This is a genomic window from Streptomyces inusitatus, assembly GCF_014651115.1.
GTDB lineage: Bacteria > Actinomycetota > Actinomycetes > Streptomycetales > Streptomycetaceae > Streptomyces > Streptomyces amakusaensis.
Window position 1 is genome coordinate 22607 of sequence record NZ_BMWG01000009.1, and the last position, 20209, is coordinate 42815.

The 20209-nt window shown below is 70.7% G+C and carries 16 protein-coding genes and 1 pseudogene; 9 read left to right on the forward strand and 8 right to left on the reverse strand.

Features of this window, described 5'->3' with window-relative positions; genetic code table 11:
- From IE247_RS16270 to IE247_RS16285, 4 genes are read left to right on the forward strand one after another with little or no spacing between them, the layout of a single operon-like run.
- A complete protein-coding gene (locus IE247_RS16270) occupies window positions 1-453 on the forward strand; it encodes a rubrerythrin family protein (protein ID WP_190123850.1) in 453 nt (150 codons plus the stop codon).
- The gene (locus tag IE247_RS16275) at window positions 450-2381 is read left to right on the forward strand and encodes a methyltransferase domain-containing protein (protein ID WP_190123851.1); all 1932 of its coding nucleotides are present in this window, start codon (window positions 450-452) and stop codon (window positions 2379-2381) included. Before IE247_RS16270 ends, IE247_RS16275 begins: the two co-directional genes overlap by 4 nt.
- The gene (locus tag IE247_RS16280) at window positions 2374-3627 is read left to right on the forward strand and encodes a sulfotransferase family protein (protein ID WP_190123852.1); all 1254 of its coding nucleotides are present in this window, start codon (window positions 2374-2376) and stop codon (window positions 3625-3627) included. The genes IE247_RS16275 and IE247_RS16280 overlap by 8 nt, the downstream gene beginning before the upstream one ends.
- A 49-nt stretch (window positions 3628-3676) precedes the next feature.
- On the forward strand, window positions 3677-4555 hold the full coding sequence (locus IE247_RS16285; protein WP_229869152.1) for a dimethylarginine dimethylaminohydrolase family protein: 879 nt from the start codon (window positions 3677-3679) through the stop codon (window positions 4553-4555).
- Window positions 4556-4562: 7 nt separating this feature from the next.
- Here the strand turns inward: IE247_RS16285 and IE247_RS16290 are convergent, their stop codons facing one another.
- The gene (locus IE247_RS16290) at window positions 4563-4985 is read right to left on the reverse strand and encodes a DUF6027 family protein (protein WP_190123854.1); all 423 of its coding nucleotides are present in this window, start codon (window positions 4983-4985) and stop codon (window positions 4563-4565) included.
- Between the two features lie 75 nt (window positions 4986-5060).
- On the opposite strand from IE247_RS16290, the gene IE247_RS34745 reads away from it, so the two are divergent.
- The 3 genes from IE247_RS34745 (at window position 5061) to IE247_RS16300 (ending at window position 7933) form a co-directional block, all read left to right on the forward strand.
- On the forward strand, window positions 5061-5192 hold the full coding sequence (locus IE247_RS34745) for a hypothetical protein (RefSeq protein WP_268247200.1): 132 nt from the start codon (window positions 5061-5063) through the stop codon (window positions 5190-5192).
- Window positions 5193-5433: 241 nt separating this feature from the next.
- Window positions 5434-7347 (forward strand): KedN5 family methylcobalamin-dependent radical SAM C-methyltransferase, encoded by a 1914-nt coding sequence (locus tag IE247_RS16295; protein ID WP_190123855.1) that lies wholly within the window; start codon window positions 5434-5436, stop codon window positions 7345-7347.
- 124 nt (window positions 7348-7471) lie between these two features.
- The gene (locus tag IE247_RS16300; protein ID WP_190123856.1) at window positions 7472-7933 is read left to right on the forward strand and encodes a hypothetical protein; all 462 of its coding nucleotides are present in this window, start codon (window positions 7472-7474) and stop codon (window positions 7931-7933) included.
- Between the two features lie 199 nt (window positions 7934-8132).
- On the opposite strand, the gene IE247_RS16305 is transcribed toward IE247_RS16300, so the two are convergent.
- Window positions 8133-9086 carry an aminoglycoside phosphotransferase/kinase family protein gene (locus IE247_RS16305; RefSeq protein WP_190123857.1) on the reverse strand — a complete coding sequence of 318 codons (954 nt, stop codon included), beginning with the start codon at window positions 9084-9086 and terminating at the stop codon, window positions 8133-8135.
- Between the two features lie 72 nt (window positions 9087-9158).
- Complete coding sequence (locus tag IE247_RS16310) at window positions 9159-10811, reverse strand: ABC-F family ATP-binding cassette domain-containing protein (protein ID WP_190123858.1); 1653 nt, start codon at window positions 10809-10811, stop codon at window positions 9159-9161.
- Window positions 10812-11521: 710 nt separating this feature from the next.
- Between IE247_RS16310 and IE247_RS16315 the strand changes: the two genes are divergently transcribed.
- Window positions 11522-12910, forward strand: coding sequence for an isopeptide-forming domain-containing fimbrial protein (locus IE247_RS16315; RefSeq protein WP_190123859.1), 1389 nt, complete (start codon window positions 11522-11524; stop codon window positions 12908-12910).
- Window positions 12911-13121: 211 nt separating this feature from the next.
- Complete coding sequence (locus tag IE247_RS16320; RefSeq protein WP_190123860.1) at window positions 13122-14771, forward strand: PLP-dependent aminotransferase family protein; 1650 nt, start codon at window positions 13122-13124, stop codon at window positions 14769-14771.
- A gap of 720 nt (window positions 14772-15491) precedes the next feature.
- Here the strand turns inward: IE247_RS16320 and IE247_RS35005 are convergent.
- The 5 genes and pseudogenes from IE247_RS35005 to IE247_RS16345 all read right to left on the reverse strand — a co-directional run.
- Window positions 15492-15770, reverse strand: a pseudogene (locus IE247_RS35005) (hypothetical protein); the annotation flags it as partial.
- Between the two features lie 91 nt (window positions 15771-15861).
- A complete protein-coding gene (locus IE247_RS16330) occupies window positions 15862-16002 on the reverse strand; it encodes a hypothetical protein (RefSeq protein WP_190123861.1) in 141 nt (46 codons plus the stop codon).
- 96 nt (window positions 16003-16098) lie between these two features.
- Window positions 16099-16368: a hypothetical protein gene (locus IE247_RS16335; protein ID WP_190123862.1), complete on the reverse strand. Its 270-nt coding sequence runs from the start codon at window positions 16366-16368 to the stop codon at window positions 16099-16101.
- Window positions 16369-16787: 419 nt separating this feature from the next.
- Complete coding sequence (locus tag IE247_RS16340; RefSeq protein WP_190123863.1) at window positions 16788-16943, reverse strand: hypothetical protein; 156 nt, start codon at window positions 16941-16943, stop codon at window positions 16788-16790.
- A 108-nt stretch (window positions 16944-17051) separates the two neighbouring features.
- Entirely contained in the window at window positions 17052-19799 is a 2748-nt protein-coding gene (locus IE247_RS16345) for a zinc metalloprotease (protein WP_190123864.1), read from the reverse strand.
- Window positions 19800-20209 lie beyond the last annotated feature (410 nt).

Here is a 20209-nt window from a genome sequence, read left to right on the forward strand (position 1 = left end):
ATGGAACCGGACCAGTCACTCGCCGGCGATGTGCGGGCCGCGTTCCTCGCCGAGGCGGCCACCGCGACGCGGTACACCTACTTCGCACGGGTCGCCGAGATCGAGGGTCACACCGAGGCCGCCCGGGTGTTCGGCGAGCTTGCCGAGAGTGTGGCCTGCGCCGCCCACGGGCACCTGGATGTGCTGCGCGACCTGCTGGGCGGCGACGATCCGGGCAGCGGCCACGCGCTCGGCGACACCCGCCGCAATCTCGCCGCGGCGATCAGCGGCGACCTCGGGGAGGCCGCCGAACGCTACCCCGGCCTGGCGGCGCGGGCGCACATGGAGGGGGTGGCCGATCTGGCGAGCTGGCTGGAGACATTGTGCACATTGAAGAAGACGCACGTGAACCGGCTGGAGCAGGCCCTCACCGGGCTGACCGAGCCGCGGTTCGCCGGGAACGGAGCGCCATGACCACCGACTACACCGCCGAGGCGATCACCGTCTACTCCGGGCTGGAGGCGGTGCGCCGCAACCCGTCGATGTACGTCGGGTCGACCGGCTCGGACGGCGCCCACCATCTGGTGCTCGAACTGGTCGACAACGCCGTGGACGAGGCCGCCGCCGGGCACTGCGGCGCGATCTCGGTGGAGCTGCACAGCGACGGCTCCTGCTCGGTCACCGACGACGGCCGGGGCATCCCCACCGACCCGCACCCGGAGGCCGGGATCCCGGCGTGCGAGCTGGTGCTCACCACGCTGCACTCGGGGGGCAAGTTCGACCACTCCTCGTACGCGACCTCGGCCGGGCTCCACGGCGTCGGTCTGGCCTGCGTGAACGCGTTGTCGCAGTGGCTGCGGCTGGATGTGTGGCGCGACGGCGCGCACCACAGCGAGTCGTTCGCCAAAGGCTCGGTCGAGACCCCGCTCAAGCGGGTCGGCGACAGCGGCCGCCGCGGCACCCGGGTGTGGTTCCGCCCGGACCCGGAGATCTTCTCCTCGTGCGTGCTCGACGCCGACCTGGTGCACGCCCGGCTGCTCGACATCGCGTATCTGCACCCGGGCCTGCGGGTCGATCTCACCGACCACCGCACCGGGCGGCACGAGTCGCTGTGCGAGACGACCGGGGTGCGGGGCCTGCTCGCGTACCGCGCCCACGACGCCGAGAAGGTGCACGCCGAGCCGACCACCATCACCTGGGCCGGGGACGGGTGCGTGATCGACGCCGCCGTCCAGTGGACCGAGGGGTACGCGGAGCAGATCTTCAGCTACGTCAACACCATCCGCACCGACCTGGGCGGGTCGCATGTGGACGCCCTGCGCGGCGCGCTGGCCGGGGTGGTGGCCGACCACCTCGGCCCGGCCGCGGACAAGATGACCGTGGTCGACATCCTGGAGGGGCTGACCGCGGTGATCGCGATCCGGATCCCGGACGCGCGCTTCGACGGCCAGACCAAACGCACCCTGCGCAACGACGACGCGGGCGCCCGGGTGTTCGACGTCGTCAGCGAGCAGGCGCGGCGGGCGCTGGCGGCCGACCCGGAGCTGGCCCGCCGCATCGCCGAACGGGCCGTCGACGCGAGCCGGGCCAGGCTCGCCGCCCGGCTGGCCGGGCGGACGGCCCGCTCCCGGACCCGGGCCGTCGAGGTCGACTACGCGGTCTACCAGCGACAGTTCGGGATTCGCTCGAAGGACTGGCACGACTCGTGCGCCTGGCTCACCGACGAGGACCTCCTCGGCAAGCACGCGGAGCTGTGCGCGGTGGAGCCGGACGCGCGAATGCTGGACGTGTGCTGCGGCAGCGGTGTCGTCGGCGGCGCGTTCCGCGGCCGGGTCGGCGAGATGGTCGGGCTGGACCTCACCCCGGAGATGGCCGCGCTCGCCGCCGCCCGGCTGGACGTCGTACACCAGGGCACCGTCTACGACCTGCCGTTCCCCGACGCCAGTTTCGATCTCGTGGTCACCCGGGAGGTGCTGCATCTGCTGCCCCAGCCGGAGCGGCCGGTGTCGGAGATCTTCCGTGTGCTGCGGCCCGGCGGGCAGTTCATCGTCGGGCAGATCGTGCCGTACGCGGACGTGGACGCGTTCTGGATGTTCCGCGTGTTCAAGAAGAAACAGCCGCTGCTGTACCAGATGTTCCGCGAGGAGGACTTCCGGGCGCTGCTCACCGGCGGCGGTTTCACCGATGTGCGGATGGAGGAGTACTTCCTGTGGGAGTCGATCGACCGGTGGATCGACACCCACGAGACGACACCGGCGAACCGGCAGGAGATCTACCGCCTCTACTACGACGCGCCGCGCGAAGTGCGCGACGTACACCCGTTCGAGGTGCTGCCGGACGGTTCGGTGCGCGACCGGTGGCGTTGGTGTGTGTACTCGGTACGGAAGCCCGACCATGCCTAGCCGCACCGTGGATCGCCCGGTCGCCGAGGTCGTGCGCGGGCTGGAGACGCTGCGGCCGCTGCGGGGCACGCCCGTGCCGCACTTCCGCGCGAAGGTGCGCGATCTCGTCGTCGTCGCGTCGAGTTCGCGGGGCGGGTCGAGCATGCTCGCCGAGCTGCTGCGGTCCTCGCCGCACCTGCTGCATCTGCGCGCCGAGCTGAATCCGCTGCTGCGGCTGGTCGGCCTCGACCACCCGCACAGCGGCACCGGATCCGACGCGCTGGACGCGGCGCACTGGCACGGGCTCCGGCCACGGTCCCGGGCGCTGTTCGAGGCGGAACTGGCACTGGACGCGGGCTCTCCCGGCACCGGCGTGGAGAACCTGGCGGTGGACGCGGCGTGGCGGCTGGTCGTGCAGTGGCCGGGGCTGGACCTCGACCCTCTCGACCTGGTGCGGACCGCCGAGGCGGTACTGGACCGCGATCTCCCCCGGTTCGCGCGGGCCCTGATCGGTATGGCCGGCGTGAACCCGTGGTACTACGACCTTCCCGGGCAGTCACCGGGACCACGACCGGCCGGGCCGCCCGGTGACGTACTACTCGAAGAGCCGCCCTTCGTCCTCCCCCGTCCGTGGCGGTCCGCGGACGAACACGACCTCGCCACGAAACCACTGGTGATCAAGACGCCGGGCAACGCCTACCGGCTCGGCTTCCTGCGGGCGGTGTTCCCCAACGCGCGCCTGCGGGTGCTGCATCTGACCAGGAACCCGGCCGCGTCGATCAACGGCCTGGTCGACGGGTGGCTGCACCACGGGTTCCACGCGTACCGGCTGGACCGGCCGCTGCGCATCGCCGGATACGCCGATGTGCGGCCGGCCGACCGGCACTGGTGGAAATTCGACCTGCCGCCCTGCTGGCCCGCGTACACCGCCGCCGCCCTGCCCCGGGTCTGCGCCCAGCAGTGGTTGTCGAGTCACCGTGCGGCGCTCGCGCACGGGGCGGATCACACGGTGCGATTCGAGGACCTGATCAGCGGACCGCACACCCGCGCGGACGCCGTCGAGCGGATCGCGGACTGGCTGGGGATCCCGTTCGACGGACCGCTGAAGCGGACCGCGACCGACGGCATCGCCTCCACCGTCGCCACCGCCGCACCACGCCCCGGCCGGTGGCGGGCGCGGGAAGAGGAGATCCGGTCCGCGCTGAGCGCCGACGTGCTCGCGATGGCAGAGAGGCTTGGCTATGCCCGTGACGAGCACTGGATCTGAGCCGAGCACCCACGGCGGCCCGGGGTGGGTCCCCCGCACGGCGTCGCATGTGGACGAAGTCGCTGCCGGGGGTGTGTGGGCGCCGTGCGGGTACCGGTCGGAGACGGCCGCGCTGCGGTCGGTGCTGCTGGTCCGCCCGCCGGACAGCATCGCCGCGGTGCGACGGCCGGAAGCCTCGCTCATGCTCGGGCCGGTGGATCTCCCGGCGATGCGGGCGCAGTGCGACGCGCTGGCGGACCGTCTGCGGGACAACGAGGTCGAGGTACACCTGACGTCCCCCGCGGCCACGCCGAACGTGGTGTTCGCGCGAGACCTGTTCTGGATGACCCCGGCCGGGGCGGTGCTGGCGCGGATGGCGTCGACACAGCGGGCCGGCGAGGAACGGCATGCCGCGCTCGCACTGGCCGGGGCCGGGTTCCCGATCCTGCGCACGGTGTCCGGCACCGCCGTGTTCGAGGGCGCCGACGCGCTGTGGATCGACCCGTCGACGGTGATCGTCGGTACCGGGTTCCGCACGAACGCGGCCGGCGCGGCCGAGGTCGCCTCTGCGGTCGCGGGACTGGGGGCGCGGGTGGTGACGGTGCCGCTGGCGCCGGGCGTACAGCATCTGCTGGGGACGGTGGTGTTCCTCGACTCGTCCACCGCCGTCATCCACCGCGCGGCGGCCCCACCGGAGTTGACGGCGCTGCTCGCCGAGTACGGCTATCGGGTGATCGCACTGCCGCCGGACGAGGAACTGCTGGTACGGCGCGGGATGAACCTGCTGGTGCTCGCGCCGGGGCGGGTGCTGATGCCCGCCGGCTGCCCGGGAATCCGGCGGACGCTGGAGCGGGCGGGTGTGGCCGTCGACGAGATCGGCATCGGCGAGTATCTGCGGGCGGCCGGCGGGATCGGCTGTGTGGTCGGGGTGGTGCGCCGTGAGCGCTGAGAGCCGGTCACTCGGCCGAATACTGAGGCGGATACACCGTGGGGTCGTCCAGCGGCACCTTCAGCCAAGAGATCATCTGCCGGAGCTGGTGGTACGCCGCGAGCCGCTGCTCGTCGGAGTCGGCCTCCTCCGCGGCCGCGATCGGCTCCCACAGGCGCGGCACCATCACCGGCCCGAGTTCGAGCAGGCCGCCGCTGCCGCCGGTGGCCCACTTCGCCAGCACATACCGGACGATCGCGCCGACCGGGATGTCCAGGTTCCGGGACATGCCGCGCACGGTCTCCAGCGGATCGAGGAGCCCGTAGTCGACCACCTCCGACTTGAAGTTGGCATGCGGGTCGTCCGGTGGCCAGCACCGTTCCCACCGGCGCAGCCGAACCGCCGGCGTACCGGTCGCGTCGTAGGTCAGGTCGTCCATGTCGCCATCCATGCCGCCACCTTAAGGGCGGCACCGAGCTTGTCCGACCGGACAGGAATGAACACCGGAGCAAGGAAAGGAGTACCAGTGAACGAGAACCTTCGTGAGGAGCAAGTCGCGCTCGTTCCGGCCGACTCGGGCACCGCGACCAGCGGCGCCGCCACGGCCGACGACGAGGCGATCCGCCAGCAGCTGCGCAGCCTCGGCTACCGCATCTGACCACAACCGCCCCGGCCCTCCCGCACGGGCGGGCCGGGGCGTCCCCTCGAAGGAGGCCGAGCGGGTGCTCCCTCGAACGTCGTAGCCAGTTGGACAACCACATTTCGCACGGTGTACGGCGTGCAATCGCCGCGGGAACCTGGCGGCCTGGCGGCATAGGGGCAGAAAAGTGAGCCAGTCCATATTTCCGTTACCACGACCACGTTCACGTTCACGGGAAAAGCACCGGTGCGCGCTGATCGTGCAACAGGGCGCCTGGGACATGCCCAAGGAATCGATGCCGCTCGCCGCCGGTTATCTGACCGCCGCGGCACGGGCCGATCCCCTGGTGGGGCCCGAGTTCGACGTGAGAATACAGAACTTCCGCGGCGGGGAATCGCTCGGCTCGATGGCGCGCACGATCTTCTCCGGGGTCGTGCCGGACGTGCTGGCTTTCTCGGTCTTCGGCTGGAACTTCAACCAGTTCGGCGCGCTCGCCGAGACCTACAAGTCGGTGCGCCCCGACGGCTGGGTCGTCTTCGGCGGAACACACGTCGCGCACCAGGCGGAACGCGTCTTCCGGCGCTTCCCCGAGGTCGACGTCGTCGCCAACGGCGAGGGCGAGTTCACTTTCCGCGATCTGCTGCTCGCCGCCCTTGAGGAGAAGCCGCCGCACGACCTCGCACAGGTGCCGGGAATCTCCTACCGCGACGAGGAAGGCACGGTCCACACCACCGCCGAGGCACCGCGCATCGACGACCTCGACACCATTCCGTCGCCATTCCTCACCGGGGCCATCCCACTGCTCGACCACAACGGCCGGTTCCCCTACGACGTCGCGCTGATGGAGACCAACCGCGGCTGCCCGTACAAGTGCTCGTTCTGTTACTGGGGTGGCGCGGTCGGCCAGAGAATGCGCGACTTCTCCCGCGAGCGGCTGCGCGCGGAACTCGACCTCTTCGGTTATCACCGGATTCCGACGGTGGTGCTGTGCGACTCGAACTTCGGCATGCGACAGCCGGACGCGGAGTTCGTCGAGGACCTCGTCAGGACGCGCGAGAAATACGGGTTCCCGCAGTCGCTGGAGACGTCGTGGGCGAAGAACAAGTCCAAGACGTTCCACAACATCATCCGCCGGATGAAGGCCGAGGGGTTCCAGAGCTCGTTCACCGTGGCGCTCCAGACACTGGACGACACGGCATTGCGCGACATGGGCAGAAGCAACATGCGGCTCAACGAGTGGAAGGACCTGGCGGCATGGCTCGCGTCGGAGGGACTCGACGCCTACGCCGAGCTGATCTGGGGCGCGCCGGGTGAGACGGTCGACTCCTTCCTGACGGGCTACGACAGGCTGTCCGAACATGTGTCCCGCATCGCCGTCTACCCACTGTTGCTGCTGCCCAACACGAACTACACGGAGAACCGCGAGGAGCACGGCTTCGTCACCGTGCGCGGCGACAACGACGACTTCGAGTACGTTCTCGCCAACCGCACCGTCACGGTCGCGGAGAACACGATGATGCAACGGTTCATGTTCTGGGCCCGGATGATGAGCGAGAACATGTACTTCCGGCACATCTGGGTGCCACTGCGGGAGCTCGCCGGACTCACCCAGAGCGCCGTACTGCTGCTCCTGTCGGACTGGTTCCAGGACTCGACCGATCCCGCCGTCGCCGAGCTGCTCGGCCACGGCCGCGAGTTCACCGACTCCGGCCTGATCGTCGAGTCGCTGCACAAGCTCTACGCCGACCCGCGGTTCGCTCCGGTCTTCCAGCGATGGTGGGACGAGGCGATCCTGCCAAAGGCCCCCGAACAGCACAGACCACTACTGAACGAGATCTTCCGCTACGACAACGCGACCCGCCCGATCTACTCCGGGGCGAGTGCCGAGGACGCCGAGGTGCGCGACATCGACGGCCTGTCCCACTACATCCGCAGCGGCCTGCGATTCCAGTACGCGATGCCGCACATCCTCGACGCCATCCGCGCGAGCCGGCCTTTCGACGACGAACCCTCGCCGGTCGAACTGACCCTCGCGTATCGCGTCGGGTTCGACGACTACCTCGACAACCACGAGCTCGCGACCTACTACGCCGGCCGTTGCCTGGAGATCCAGGAGCTGACAGCGCAGCGGACGAACACTGTGCACCGCGACGCTTCCACCGCGTCGCCGTGACCGAGAGGCCTTGAACGGACGGCTGCCGCTGTCGGAGCGGCCGCCGACACTGCGTATAATTCCCATATTCAACCCAATAAATGGGTGTAAGTCTCCATGTCGGGTCGAATGAGGAAGCAGCAGCGTGGAACCGATCGTCTACCGCAACCGGGAAGCACGGCGCGCGGTGATCGTGTCGGCCGCACTCCTCCTGTGGGGCGCACTCTCCCTGATTCGCCTGCTGCGCGGCACCGAACCCGACTTTCTCCACGCTCTGGGACTGGCGTGGCTGGCGGTCGCCCCCTTCATCCTGCGGGTGAGCCTCGGCCGGACCACCGTCGACGAGAGAGGGATCCACGCCTGGCGCCTGCTCTCCCGTCGCACATACGCCTGGCACGACATATCTGACATTACGGTCGAGGAGCGGACGAGCCGGGGCCACGGCGCCTACCGAATCGTGATCTCCCGCCCCGGGCGCCGACCCCGGCCCCTGCCCGCGCCGTACGTGGACATCCGCGCCTCGCGCACCCGGTACGAGGAGCTGCTGACCCAGGCCGCGGACCTGAGGTCGCGCCTCCGTGCCGCCCGGGACTCTCACGTGGCGTAATCGACCTCGGCGACGTCCTGGTCGGCTGCACCACTGTGCGCCCGCCCACCAGCGACAACGGCGCCACCGCCACGGTCATCGAGACCGTTCGGCTTCGGCGATACCGGTGCCGGTGCCGGTGCCGGTGCCGGTGCCGGTGCCGGGACGGTTGCCGCGCAGACGTTCGCACTCCGCCCTTGAGCTGGGCCTCGCGTTGGTGTCAGCCGCTGATGCCTGCGGCGAAGGGCGTCGTCTTCCAGTGTTCGACCGCAGGCTTGAGGTACTCCATCAGTCGGGGAAGCTGCGGGACCAGGGAGAGGGCGGCGATGACCCTCAGCATGGCCAGGGCGTTGACGAAGGCGAGGACCTCCTCGTCGAGCGGCCTGGTGCCGTTGCGTCGCGCGCCGCGGTTGTACGCGGCTTCGTGCTCGGGCCCGAGAGCGGCCAGGTCCCACTCGATGGGCCCCAGTGTGACAAGTTCGAAGTCGGCGTAGAGGTCGCCGTCCACCGCGTTGAAGATGTTCGCGGGCGGGGAGTCGCCGTGGATGGGCTGGAGGTCGATGCCGGGGAACCGGGCCTCGAAGGCGCCGCGTGAGCGTACGAGGGGTTCGAGGATCCGCCATTCACGTCGGGCGCGGTCGAGCTCGGCCGCTCCGATCAGGTCGGGGTGCCGGTCGAGCAGGGCGAGGCTGTCCGCGATGAACCGCGGGTCGGCCGCGGACAGGAACTCCAGCCGTCGGCCCGGGTAGGCGCGCAGCGCCGCGTGGAGGTCGGCGACGCTCTCGGCGTTCGCGACGTAGTCGGGTTCCTTGCCCCGGGCCTCCTCGACGAAGAGCCAGAAGGTCATCGAGAACCCGTCGCGCCGCACGGGTTCGGGCGGCACGAGAGGGCTGGGCGCGATCACGGGAATTCCCTGACCGGCCAGCCACCGCGCGACGTCCAGCTCGTCCTGCTGGCGGCGCGCGATGGCGGCCAGGTCGTTCGGGCGGGGCAGGACGGTGGGAATCCGGGCCACGACCGGCGAAGGGGCAAGGTGGACGACGACGGAGAAGACGTCGTGGAGCACCGTGGGATCGGTGACGGTCAGGCCGAGCCCGCGCCCGGCCGCGACGGCCGCCGCGACGGCGGCGCCGGTGCGATCGGCGTGCTGTTGTGGTGTCAGGAAGGTGGTCATGGATCCCTGGTTTCAGTGGATTGATGGATTGATGGATGTGAGCGATTCAGGGCGGTGGCGGGCGGAACCGGGTCAGCGCCTGCGGCCGGCGTGCAGCTCCAGCTGTTCGGCTTCGAAACGCGCGCGGAAGCCGCGATCGTGCGAGACCGCGACCACCGCCCCCGGGTACGCCGAGAGCGCCGTCTGAAGCTCCTCGACCAGGTCGAGTGCGATGTGGTTGGTCGGCTCGTCGAGGACGAGGAGGTCCGCGGGCCGGGTCACCAGGGTCGCGATCTGCAACCGCCGCCGCTGCCCCACGGACAGGGCGGCGACCGGGACGTGCAGATCCTGCTCACGGAACAGGCCCAGGGACAGGAGCTGTTCGGCGTACTCGTCCGGCGGTCCGGGCCGCCGGGCGGCGAACGCGGCGAGCAGCGGCAGCCGCGTGGCGTGCGCGGGCAGCTCCTGGGCGAGATAGCCGATCCGGGCGGGCCGGCACGCCGTGCCCGCGTCGGGCTCCAGGTCGCCCGCGAGGACGCGGAGCAGCGTCGTCTTGCCCGCGCCGTTCTCGCCGGTGACGAGGAGACGTCCTCCGGGCTCGATCGCCAGGAGCCCGTCCAGCCGCAGCCGGTCCCCGACCTGTACGTTGTCGAGCTCGGCGAGTGCGCCCCGGACCGGGCCGCCGGCCGCCGACGGCAGCGCCGTCGTGAACCGGAGCGGTACCGGCGGCTTTGCCGCCGGATCGCGCCGCAGCCGGTCCAGGCGCTCCCGCACCGAGCGCACCTGCCCGCCGAGCTTGGCCTCGCTGGAGCGGCGGTGCTTGCCGAAGCCCTGCCTCGGGTCGCGGCCGGTGGCGGCCAGCCTCCTGCCCGCTGCCTCCAGCAGTTCCTCCGCGCGGGTCACCTCCTCGACCCAGTCCGCGTACCGCTGCTCGGCTCCGCGCCGGGCGGCGGCCTTCGCGGCGCGGTAGCCCGCCCAGCCGTCGCCGTACCGGCGCACGGTGCGCTCGTCCCGGTCGACCTCCAGAATCGTGGTGGCGATGCGCTCCAGGAAGCCGCGGTCGTGGGTGACCGCGACGACGGTGCCGGGGTGTGCGCGCAGGTGCTCCTCCAGCCAGCCCACGGCCGTCGCGTCGAGGTGGTTCGTCGGTTCGTCCAGGAGCAGCAGTTCGGGAGCCGCGGCCAGGACGCAGGCGAGCGCGAGGCGCGCCCGCTCGCCACCGGACAGTGAGCCGAGCAGGCGCTCCCGGGCGACCCGGGCCAGCCCGAGCCCGTGCATGGCGGCATCCACCCGTGCGTCCGCCTCGTAGCCGCCGCGTTCCTCGTACTCGATCAACAGCTCGCCGTACGCGGCGAGCTCCTCGTCCGGTGCGTCGGCGAGGGACTCCTCCGCCTCACGGAGCCTTCGCTCCATATCGCGCAGTTCTGCCAGAGCGAGATCGACGGCATCCTGCACGGTGCGACCCGCATCGAGGCCGAGGGTCTGGGCGAGGTGACCGGTGCCGCCGGGAAAGCGGACGGTGACCTCCCCGGCATCCGGCATCTCGCCTGCGGCGAGGAGCCTCAGCAAGGTGGACTTGCCGGAACCGTTCTCGCCGGTGACGGCGGCCTTCTCGCCCGGCCGGACGGTGAAGGAGACCTGGTCGAGAACGGTCCGGGTGCCATACGACTTGGTGACGGACTTGACGGACAGCTGCGCCACAGCGGGGACGGCGGTGGGCAGGGAGGTGGGGGCGCGGTCGCGCATAGGGCTTTCCCTGGGCATGCGAAGGGTCTACGGACAGCAGTAACGGCGGCATCGGCCGTGCCCGGACTCAGACGAAGAAGAGGAAAGCCATACCCTCACCATAACAAGACGAATCGTCTCGCCTCAACTCGCGCGACACGAATCCGTGGCAAGCACCCCGCTCCTCCCTGGGCGGCGAGACAGGGGAAGCCATCATCGGCGACCGGGACGAAGCCGCGACCGGCCCCGCGAACTCGATCTCGCCTCCCGGCCGGCGTCGCCCCAGTGCCGACAGCCATATCCGTATCCGTACGATCCCGCCGCCGTGGGCGGCCTTTCGGGGCTCCGGGGGTCTTGGGGGGCTCGGGCTCCTCGGCGGGGTGCGCTCCGGAACCGGCCCGGCGTTCGGCAAACCACTCTTTCGAGGGGCGCTCAAGGAGGGGCGCGGGGATGTTTCCGGGCGTTTGAGAGAGGGGCGGCAGTCAGAAGTGCGCCCGGTGTGACGGGGGTGACGGGGGTGAAGCACGAAGGGAGAAGGTTGTGCGACGGCATCGGTGAAGCCGTCCGGCAAACCGGTGCGGGTGGTTTGGCGAGGAGCCGTCAGCGTCGCTTTTCGTACTTCTCCGACTGTGCTCTGATCCTCCATCGGTCCCGGCTCCGCCGGGGCCGTGCCCGTGGTCCGGCCATCCGGACACACCCCCCCCCAGCAGCGCCGAACAAGGGGAAGAACTGTGACCACACCTCCCGCCACTCCGCTCCGGGTCGCCCTGGTCAACGGCGGCTTCGAAGAGCCGGTCCTCAACGCCAGCTTCGAGATCCTGCCGGACTCGACCCAGTCACAGGCCAGGAAGGTCCCCGGCTGGATCACCACCGCGACCGACCATCTGGTCGAGCTGTGGCGCTCCGGCCACGACGGCGTCCCGTCGGCCGTGGGCACCCAGTTCGCCGAGCTGAACGCCCATCAGGTGTCCACGCTCTACCAGGACCTGCCGACCACCCCCGGTACCAAGCTCTACTGGAAGCTGTACCACCGGGGGCGGGCGGGCACCGATGTCATGGCGCTGGACATCGGCGCGCCGGGCGCCGTGGTCCAGCAGCGGACCTTCAGCGACGGCAACACCGCGTGGGGCTTCTACACCGGGACCTACACCGTCCCGGCGGGCCAGACCCTGACCCGCTTCGCCTTCCGCTCCGTCTCCGCCGCCGGGGGCCCGGCGGCCGGGAACTTCCTGGACGGGGTCTTCTTCGGGACCGCCCCCGTCGTGGCCCTTGAGAAGACCGTCTCCCCGGCAGGCCCGGTGGAGGTCGGCAGCGTCCTCACCTACCGGGTCAGGGCGACGAACACCGGCGGCGACGCGGCCGAGGCCCTCGTCCTGACCGACGCCGTCCCGGCCGGCACCACCTTCCTGCCGGGCTCCCTGCGCATCGTGGACGGGCCGAACGCCGGCGCGAAGACCGACCAGAGCGGCGACGACCAGGCGAACTTCGACGCCACCGGCAGCAGAGTGGTCTTCCGGCTCGGTACCGGCGCCTCCGCGACGCAGGGCGGCGCGCTGGCCAACACCGCCGCCCTGCCCACGGGGACCACGGTGGAGTACAAGGTCACCGTGAACACCGCGAGCGGCGGCGGGCGGATCACCAACACGGCCTCGGCCACCTATGAGAACCGTCTCGCGGCGACCCCCGAACAACTGACCGCCACCTCCAACCAGACGTCCGTCGACGTCCGCCCGACCACCGACCTGACCGTGACCAAGGCCGCCGACGCGACCAGCGTCACCGTCGGGCAGACCGTGACCTACCGGATCACCGTCCGCAACACCGGCCCCAACCCGGCGACCGGCGTCACCGTCACCGACCAGCTCCCCGCCTCCCTCGTCTTCCTCTCGGCCGAATCCTCCACCGGGGCCTACAACCTGGCGACCGGCCAATGGCCCGTCGGCGCCCTCGCCCACGGCGCCACCGCCACCCTGACCCTGCGGGCCAAGGCCACCACCCCCGGCCGGGTCACCAACACCGCCACCGTGACCGGCAGCGAGAGCGACCCCGACCAGACGGACAACGCCGACAGCGTCATCGTCTGCGTCGCCGCCGCGCCCGTCTGCGCCGCGCAGGCGTAGACCGCTCCTTCGTTACGCAGTCACGCAGTACTTGGTGAAGCGTCCTGTGAACGTGTCGCTCGCCCAGCCGGGTGCCGCCACCGGCCGACGGCCTGATCCGGATCCCGTCGGGACGACCGGCTGCCAGTCCTCCCGATCCCTTCACTCACCACCAGGTCGTCGCACTCTCTGCTTTCATGCAACTCCCACCACATCGAAGGGCACGACCGCAATGACCGACACAATCCCCGGCGCGACCGGGGCACCGTTACCGCCGCTGTCGGACGCGGACTTCCGTCTGGGCGCCGAGCCCTTCACCCACGAGCGCCGGGCGGAGGTGCTGGACCGGCTGGAGGAGCATCTCGAACGGCACCGGGTCCGGATGCTCGGCTACCAGGTCAACCTCTCCCTCGACGGCCATGCCTCCCTCGGCCGCTTCCTGCGTCACCACATCAACAATGCCGGGGACCCGTTCGTCGACAGCCGCTTCAGCCTGCACTCCCGCTGGCTGGAGCGCGCGGTCCTCGAACACTACGCCCGGCTGTGGCACGCCCGGCTGCCCGAGGACCCCGCCCGCCCCCGGAACGACGACGCCTGGGGCTACGTCCTGTCCATGGGCAGCACCGAGGGCAATCTCTACGCCCTGTGGAACGCCCGCGACTACCTCGACGGCAACGCCCTCGTCCGCGACGAGATCTCCGGAGAGGCGAGCTGCCGCACCACCTACGTCCGGGCCCAGCACCCCGACGACAACCCCAACGCCTACTCCCCCGTGGCCTTCTTCTCCCAGGAGACCCACTACTCCCACATCAAGGCCATGCGGGTCCTGGACATCCCGACCTTCTACGACCTCGGCGGCAGCCTCTACCCCGGCCAGTGCCCGATCGACCTGTCCGGCACCGGTACGCGGACGTACAACGGCTGGCCCCTGGGCGGCGTCCCCACCACCGGCGGCGACGAGGGGCCGGGCACGGTCGACATCGACGCACTCGTCCCGCTCGTGGAGTTCTTCGCGGCCAAGGGCCACCCCGTCCTCGTCAACTTCAACGTCGGCAGCGTCTTCAAGGGCGCGTACGACGATGTCGAAACCGCCTGCGCACGGCTCCGGCCGGTCTTCGAGCGATACGGTCTGGTCGACCGCACGGTGCGCTTCGACCCCGACGACCCGGAGCGGACCAGCGTACGGAACGGCTACTGGGTCCACGTCGACGGCGCACTCGGCGGCGCCTACGCCCCCTACCTGGAAAAAGCCCGCGACAGCGGCCTGGTGAAGAGCGCCCCGCCCGTCTTCGACTTCCGGATCCCGGAGGTCTCCTCCATCGTCACCAGCGGACACAAATACCCGGGCGCCCCGGTCCCCACCGGCATCTACCTCTCCCGCGCCGGATCCAAGCTGCGCCCGCCCTCCGACCCGGCGGTCGTCTCCTCACCGGACAGCACCTTCGCCGGATCCCGCAGCGGCTTCGCCTCCCTCGCCATGTGGAACCACCTCGCGCGGCTCGGCGAGGAGGAACAGCTACGGCAGGCCGCCGAATCCCTGCACGTCGCCGAGTACGCCGCCGCCCGGCTCAGGGAACTGAGCGCCACCCTCCGGGAACGCGAGGAACCCTGGGCGGAGGACGGCATCGAGGTCGGACACGGCGACCACGCGCTCAGCATCTGGTTCCAGCAGCCCCGAACCGAGATCACCGCCAAATACACCCTGGCCTGCGTCCCTCTCAGCCGTGACGGACAACGACACGACTACAGCCATGTCTACGTCATGCCCCATGTGACCCGGGACCTCATCGACGAACTCCTCACCGACCTCGCCCGCCCCGGAGCGTTCGACCGCACCGCCGAGGAAGGAGCCGTCCGCCCGCCCCTCCCCGGACAAGACTGACCCGGCACACCCGGCACACCCGGACCGAGGACACCGACGCCCCCGCCCAGCCGGACCGCGCGCGGGACGGGGCCCACACAGCGACGGACCGGCCGCACCCGGCCAACGGGTACGGCCGGTCCACCGCGGATGGCGGGTCGGCCCGCGAACACGGCCCGGCAGGTCACACGCCGATGACGACGGTGCGGCGGAAGATCCTTGTGCTGGTGGACCCGCCGGCCGGTCGACTCGTGAACGCCCCGCCCCGGCCCGGGCGGAGCAGGCTGTGTCGGGGGCCTCCGCTCCCGGGATGTCAGCGCGCGGAGGGCTCTCGCCCGCAGAGAGGATCGCCCGTGCGGAGGGTTCGGCGTATGGTCCCGACTCCGCGACACAGCTGGATACCCCGCCGCGGTGTCCGTTGTCCGGCTCTGAGAGATCGTTCTCACTCAAGAACGGGACGGGTACACCGACTGCGTTGACGGGTGGGTGGGACCGTATGCCAAACCCTCCCCGCCGACGATCCCGCCCGCGAGTGAGGAACGCCGCCACGCCCGCTCCACCCGGTCGGGCGGAGCGGGAAGCGGGGACACATGGAGCGGGGACGGCGTGAGGGGTGTCAGATTCCGGTCTTGCCGGTGATCCAGGGGCGGTGGGCGGCGACGTTGGTGCAGACGGAGGGGAACCGGCCACTGCAGACGGAGTGGCCCAGCTGACGATGCCGAGCACCCGGCCGTTCTGGGCGAGCGGGCCGCCTCTGTCGCCCAGGCAAGCCGACTTGGGAGGGGCCTTGTCGAGTGTGCAGAGGTGGCCGGCGTTGATGTTCTGGCCCAGTCGGTGGAGTTCTGGGACTGCACCGACACCTGGTACGGGTACACGCCCGCCGGGGCATCCGTCCCGCCGACGACCGCGGACGCCCGCCCCGCCCCACCTCCGACCAGCCCGGCCACCACCAGCACCGCTCCCAGCACCGACGCCGCACCCTGCCTGAAGGGTGCGCTTGCCTCGGAGCGTGACGGCCATACGCGCGGGCGGGCAAGCGGCGAACCGGCCGTTCCCGGACTGAGGGTCCGGCCGACTCCGCCGCCGAGTCAGGGCCTGGTGGGGCGTCGGTTCAGGCGCCGATGCCGATGGTGAGGCTGAAGATCTCGCGTACGGAGGTCCCGAACGTCAGCAGGGTCACGGACCCGAGCAGGGCGAACGCGGTCGCGGAGAGGGCGGTGGCCGCTGTCGCGGCGCGGCGGAAGGTGTTCACGGGTGGGTCCTTGTCACAGAGCTTGGGCGGGCGGTCAGAGCGAGGTGATCACAGGGCCGAGGCCGCTGATCAGTGCGATGATGGCTTCGGTCAGAGTCATGGTGTCCTCTCCCCGGGGTCGGGTTCGGGTTCGTTTGTGTGCGCGCAACAACACAGGGTTTGTGCGGCCTGCTGCTGTTCGAGGTGGCGCAGGCGGCGGGAGAGTTCCTGGACGGCGGCGATCAGCACGCCCTGGCCGTCGACGACGTCGATGGTCGTCTCCCGGCGGCCGTAGCCGAAGGCGGCCCGCCAGTCCTGAGCCATCGGCCCGATGCGCAGGGTGTCCGGGTCCCAGTCGTACCGACGGCCGACGGCCGACCCGAGCACCCCGGACGGCAGGCGAAGACGGCACCAGCCCGCCCCCGCCGTGCCTCGGCAGCCACCCCCGCGCCCTGATCACGATTCCGTATCGGCGGAATACCTGCTGGTCCAGGTGGATCCTCCGCCCAGTCGATCTGCCGATGGGCTGGAGGTTCGTGCGGGTGATCTGAAGGCGGACCGTGTGGACGGCGGGCGTGCGGTGAAAATGGCGGGGTCGTCGGTGGCACCGGATCGGTGGATTGGAGCCGTCCGCGGACCGTGTGCGTGGCGAAGGATTTCATGCCGTACACGGTGGTGGCGCTGAAGATGATCCGGCAGCGGATGAACGGCAGCTCGCAGCCGTGATCGTTCTCGCCGATCTCGGCTGCACCGCTGGTCCCCATGGGCGGAGCCCGCCGCTCGTGTTACGGAGGGCCACTTGGTGCCTATGGGCGGGTGGACACGACGTGGGGCACGCCGTTGACGGTGACGGTGCCGTCGTTGTCCTCCAGCGCTTCGGCGGGGACGGTCGGGGAGCCACCGTGGTGCGTGAAAACGGCGATGAGGAGGGCGTGGGAGACGTCTTCGGGGTGCACGTTCACCGTGAGTCCTCCCCCGCTGGCGCTGGGCTGGCGTCGGTCGGGGTGCGGGGCGCGGGGTGCGGGGCCGGGGTCCCGTACGGTTCCCCGGCCCGGTCCTGGTGGGTGTTGTCAGGTCTGGTCGCCGGTGAGTTCGGCGATGGCGGCACGGGTTTCGTCGGCCTGTTGCCGGATGTGCTGCTGGACGTGGGCGGGGACGCCCTGGTGGTGGAAGTGAGTGGTGAGGTCGGTCAGGACGGCTTCGGCCCGGTCGAGGTCGCCGGCTTTGGCGTGGACGGTCGCGAGGCGGCGCATGGCGGCGTTGAGGGTGAGGTTGTCCAGGCCGGTCGCCTCGTCGGTGCGGGAGGCGGTGATGGCGTCGGTGAGTTCGTGGGTGGCGGTGGCGGTGTCGGGTTGGCGGACGGTGAGGCGGCCGTCGGTGATGGTCTGGAAGTGGCGTCCGGCGTTGGCGCCGTGGGCGAGGCGGGCGTGAGCGGCGAGCGGGTGGTCGCCGTGGCGTTCGATGAGTTCCTGGAGGGCGTCGTTGCCAGCGGTGAGGGTGGGGGTATCGGAGCCGAGGAGGGTGAGGAGTGCGCCCTGTTCGTCGCCGAGGAGGAGTTCGCCGGCTTCCTGGTCGGTGCGGTCGAGGGGGAGGCGGACGCGGAGGGTGCGGGTCGGTGAGACGAGGCGGGTGCCGTCGAGGGCGGTGTGGACGGCGGTGACCCGGTAGAGGCCGGGGTCGGCGAAGGTGAGGCCGTCGGCGCCGTAGCCGAGGTAGACCGTCTCGTACACCGCGGGCTGGGCGGTGGTGAGGGTGAGGGTCTGCTCGGCGGCGCCGTGGCCGTGGCAGGCGCGGACCATGGGGCGGAAGGGGGTGGTGCGGCCCCGGGGGTCGGTGACCAGGACGAGGGTCCGTTCACCGCCCGGACCGATGTGCCGGGCGGCGGTCACCTCGTCGCGGGTGCCGGTGAGGGCGAGTTTGAGCTCGGCGGTGACCGGCTCGCCGTAGCCGAACACCTGCTTTCCGCCGAGGGTCAGCGCCAGCCCGGAGCCGTCGTCCCGCAGCGGTGTCTGGGCCGTGGCGAGGGCCTCGTCGGGCAGGAGCGCGCCGCCGGTCTGGAAGGAGGAACCTCCCGGTACGACGTGCCGGTAGTGGCCGTGCCGCAAGTGGCGCAGTTCGTCCGTGGAGAAGTGGAAGGGGAAGTCCTGCCAGAAGTGTCCGGCGCCTTGTCGGCCCGCTCCGTCGTCGTATCCCCAGGGGTAGTTCATCCAGGACAGTTCGCCGTAGCCCTGGTTGGGGCCCAGGGGGGACGGAGGGTCGTTGATGTCCTTGCGCCAGGAGTGGGACAGGTTGAAGGCGTGACCGATCTCGTGGACGTAGGTGAGGAGTTCGTCGGCGGTGCCCAGCGCCTGGTGGTCACGCAGGGACTTGTAGAGGATGACCAGGCCCTGGCGGCCCCGGAACTGCGTGTCGAACATGAGCCCGAAGGCCTCCGTGGAGCTGTAGGAGGCGATGAACGCCCAGAGCTTCCACTGGGGGCTGGTGCCGCGGAGGCTGTAGTTCGCCCTCATCGCCGCGTACAGCTCGGACGGTGACCACCGCAGGTCCGTGCCGGAGCTGTCGGCGATGGTGTTGGCGGTGCCGGCGGCCCGGATCTCTATCCCGGCCTCGGCGTAGGCGGAGGCGACGCTCAGCACCCGGTTGCGGTAGCCGGGCGGCACCGGCGCGAGGGTGGTGTCGTAGCTCTGGAAGACCTCCACCCCCTCGATCACGTCGGTCTCCAGCTCCACCATCCGCAGCGCCGTGCCGGTCTGCGCGCAGGCGAACTGGAGCGGGCCGGTGCCGTCCGGCTTGGTGAGGGAGAGGGCGGCGGCGGCGGGCGTGGCCGTGGCGGGGACGCGGGGGACGGTGAGGGTGAGCGTGGTCTGGGCGACGCTGCCGGCCCAGGCCAGACCGGTCTGGGTCAGGGTGTACCGGTCGCTGTGCTGTTCGATGGTCAGGGCGTCGGTGCTGCGGAAGGAGCCGGCCAGGGAGCCGTCGGGGTTGAAGAGGTCGCCGCTGACCATGCACAGGGCCCGGCTGCCCTCCAGGTCCACGCGCAGCTCCGCGCGCTGGCCGGTGCCGGTGTCCTTCTTCCAGGTGCCCGTCACCGTCCGGTAGGGGGTCCGGTACGGCTCGGGGAGCGCGCTCAGGCCCGGTATCCCGAGTTCGTGCAGCTTTCCGGCGGAGCCGACCGGGCCGGTCCGCCAGTTCAGTAAGAGACCCTGGTCGCCCTTGACCAGCAGGCTCTGCCGGGCCCCGTCGGTGGCCGGCTTGTAGGCGATCACCTGGTCGAGATCAGAGCGGAAGCCCTCCGGAAGCCGGGCCCAGCCCGCGCAGCCCGACGCGTCCGGCCCCTCGGTGATCAGCGCGTTGCGGACCACTCCGCTGGTCCAGTGCAGGGTCAGCACCCGCGGGCCCTTGAAGAAGTACGTCTGCCAGTTCCCGTCCGCCGCGTTCGGCGCCTGGAGCAGGGCGTCGACCTGGGAACGGAAGAACTCCGGCAGCGCGGTTCCCCAGTTGTAGAAGGCGTCCCACCGGCCCTCGCTGATCCGCCCCCGGTCCCAGTTGTAGAACAGGATGCTGCTGCCCCGGACGAACAGCGTCGCCCATGACCCGCGATCCAGCGGTGTCATCACCACCGCCTCACTCAACTTCCGGTACGCCTCCGGCACTCCCTGGAAGTGGGTCACCACCGTGGTCAGCGGCCCCGAGGAGACCAGCGACTGCCCGTTGACCAGAGCGGCCTCCTCCCCTCGTCGGAACAGGACCTTCCATTCTTCTCCCGGGTAGGCCATCGCCCACGCGAAGCCCGTCGTCTTGTACCGCATGAACGCCATGAGCCGTCCCCTCCCCAAGCGCCGCGGAACCTTCCGCCCGCAGCCCAGGGGCGAGTCTGACAGCGATGAACCCCCAGCTCACAGACCGCAAAACGAAGTTGACCGATCACCGGCACCACACCAGCTCCACCCCGAACATGTATGCGACCCCGACCGTCCGCCGCCTCCGCCCGGCGTGACCATCCGACCGGGTTCATTCGGGTCTGCCCCGGAACCCGCCCTGCCGGAATCCCGCCCCCGACCCCAGGCTTCGAAACTATGATCGATAAAAAATGGGCCATCGGCGTTGCGTGCGGCACCCCGCCGGCCAGGTCGGGCCTTCTTCCGTCGCTGCGGCAGATCAGCCGGTCCGGCGGGACCGGCAAGCCGTGTGGATCATGATGGAGCCAACGCGCCCCGCCACCGGGCGA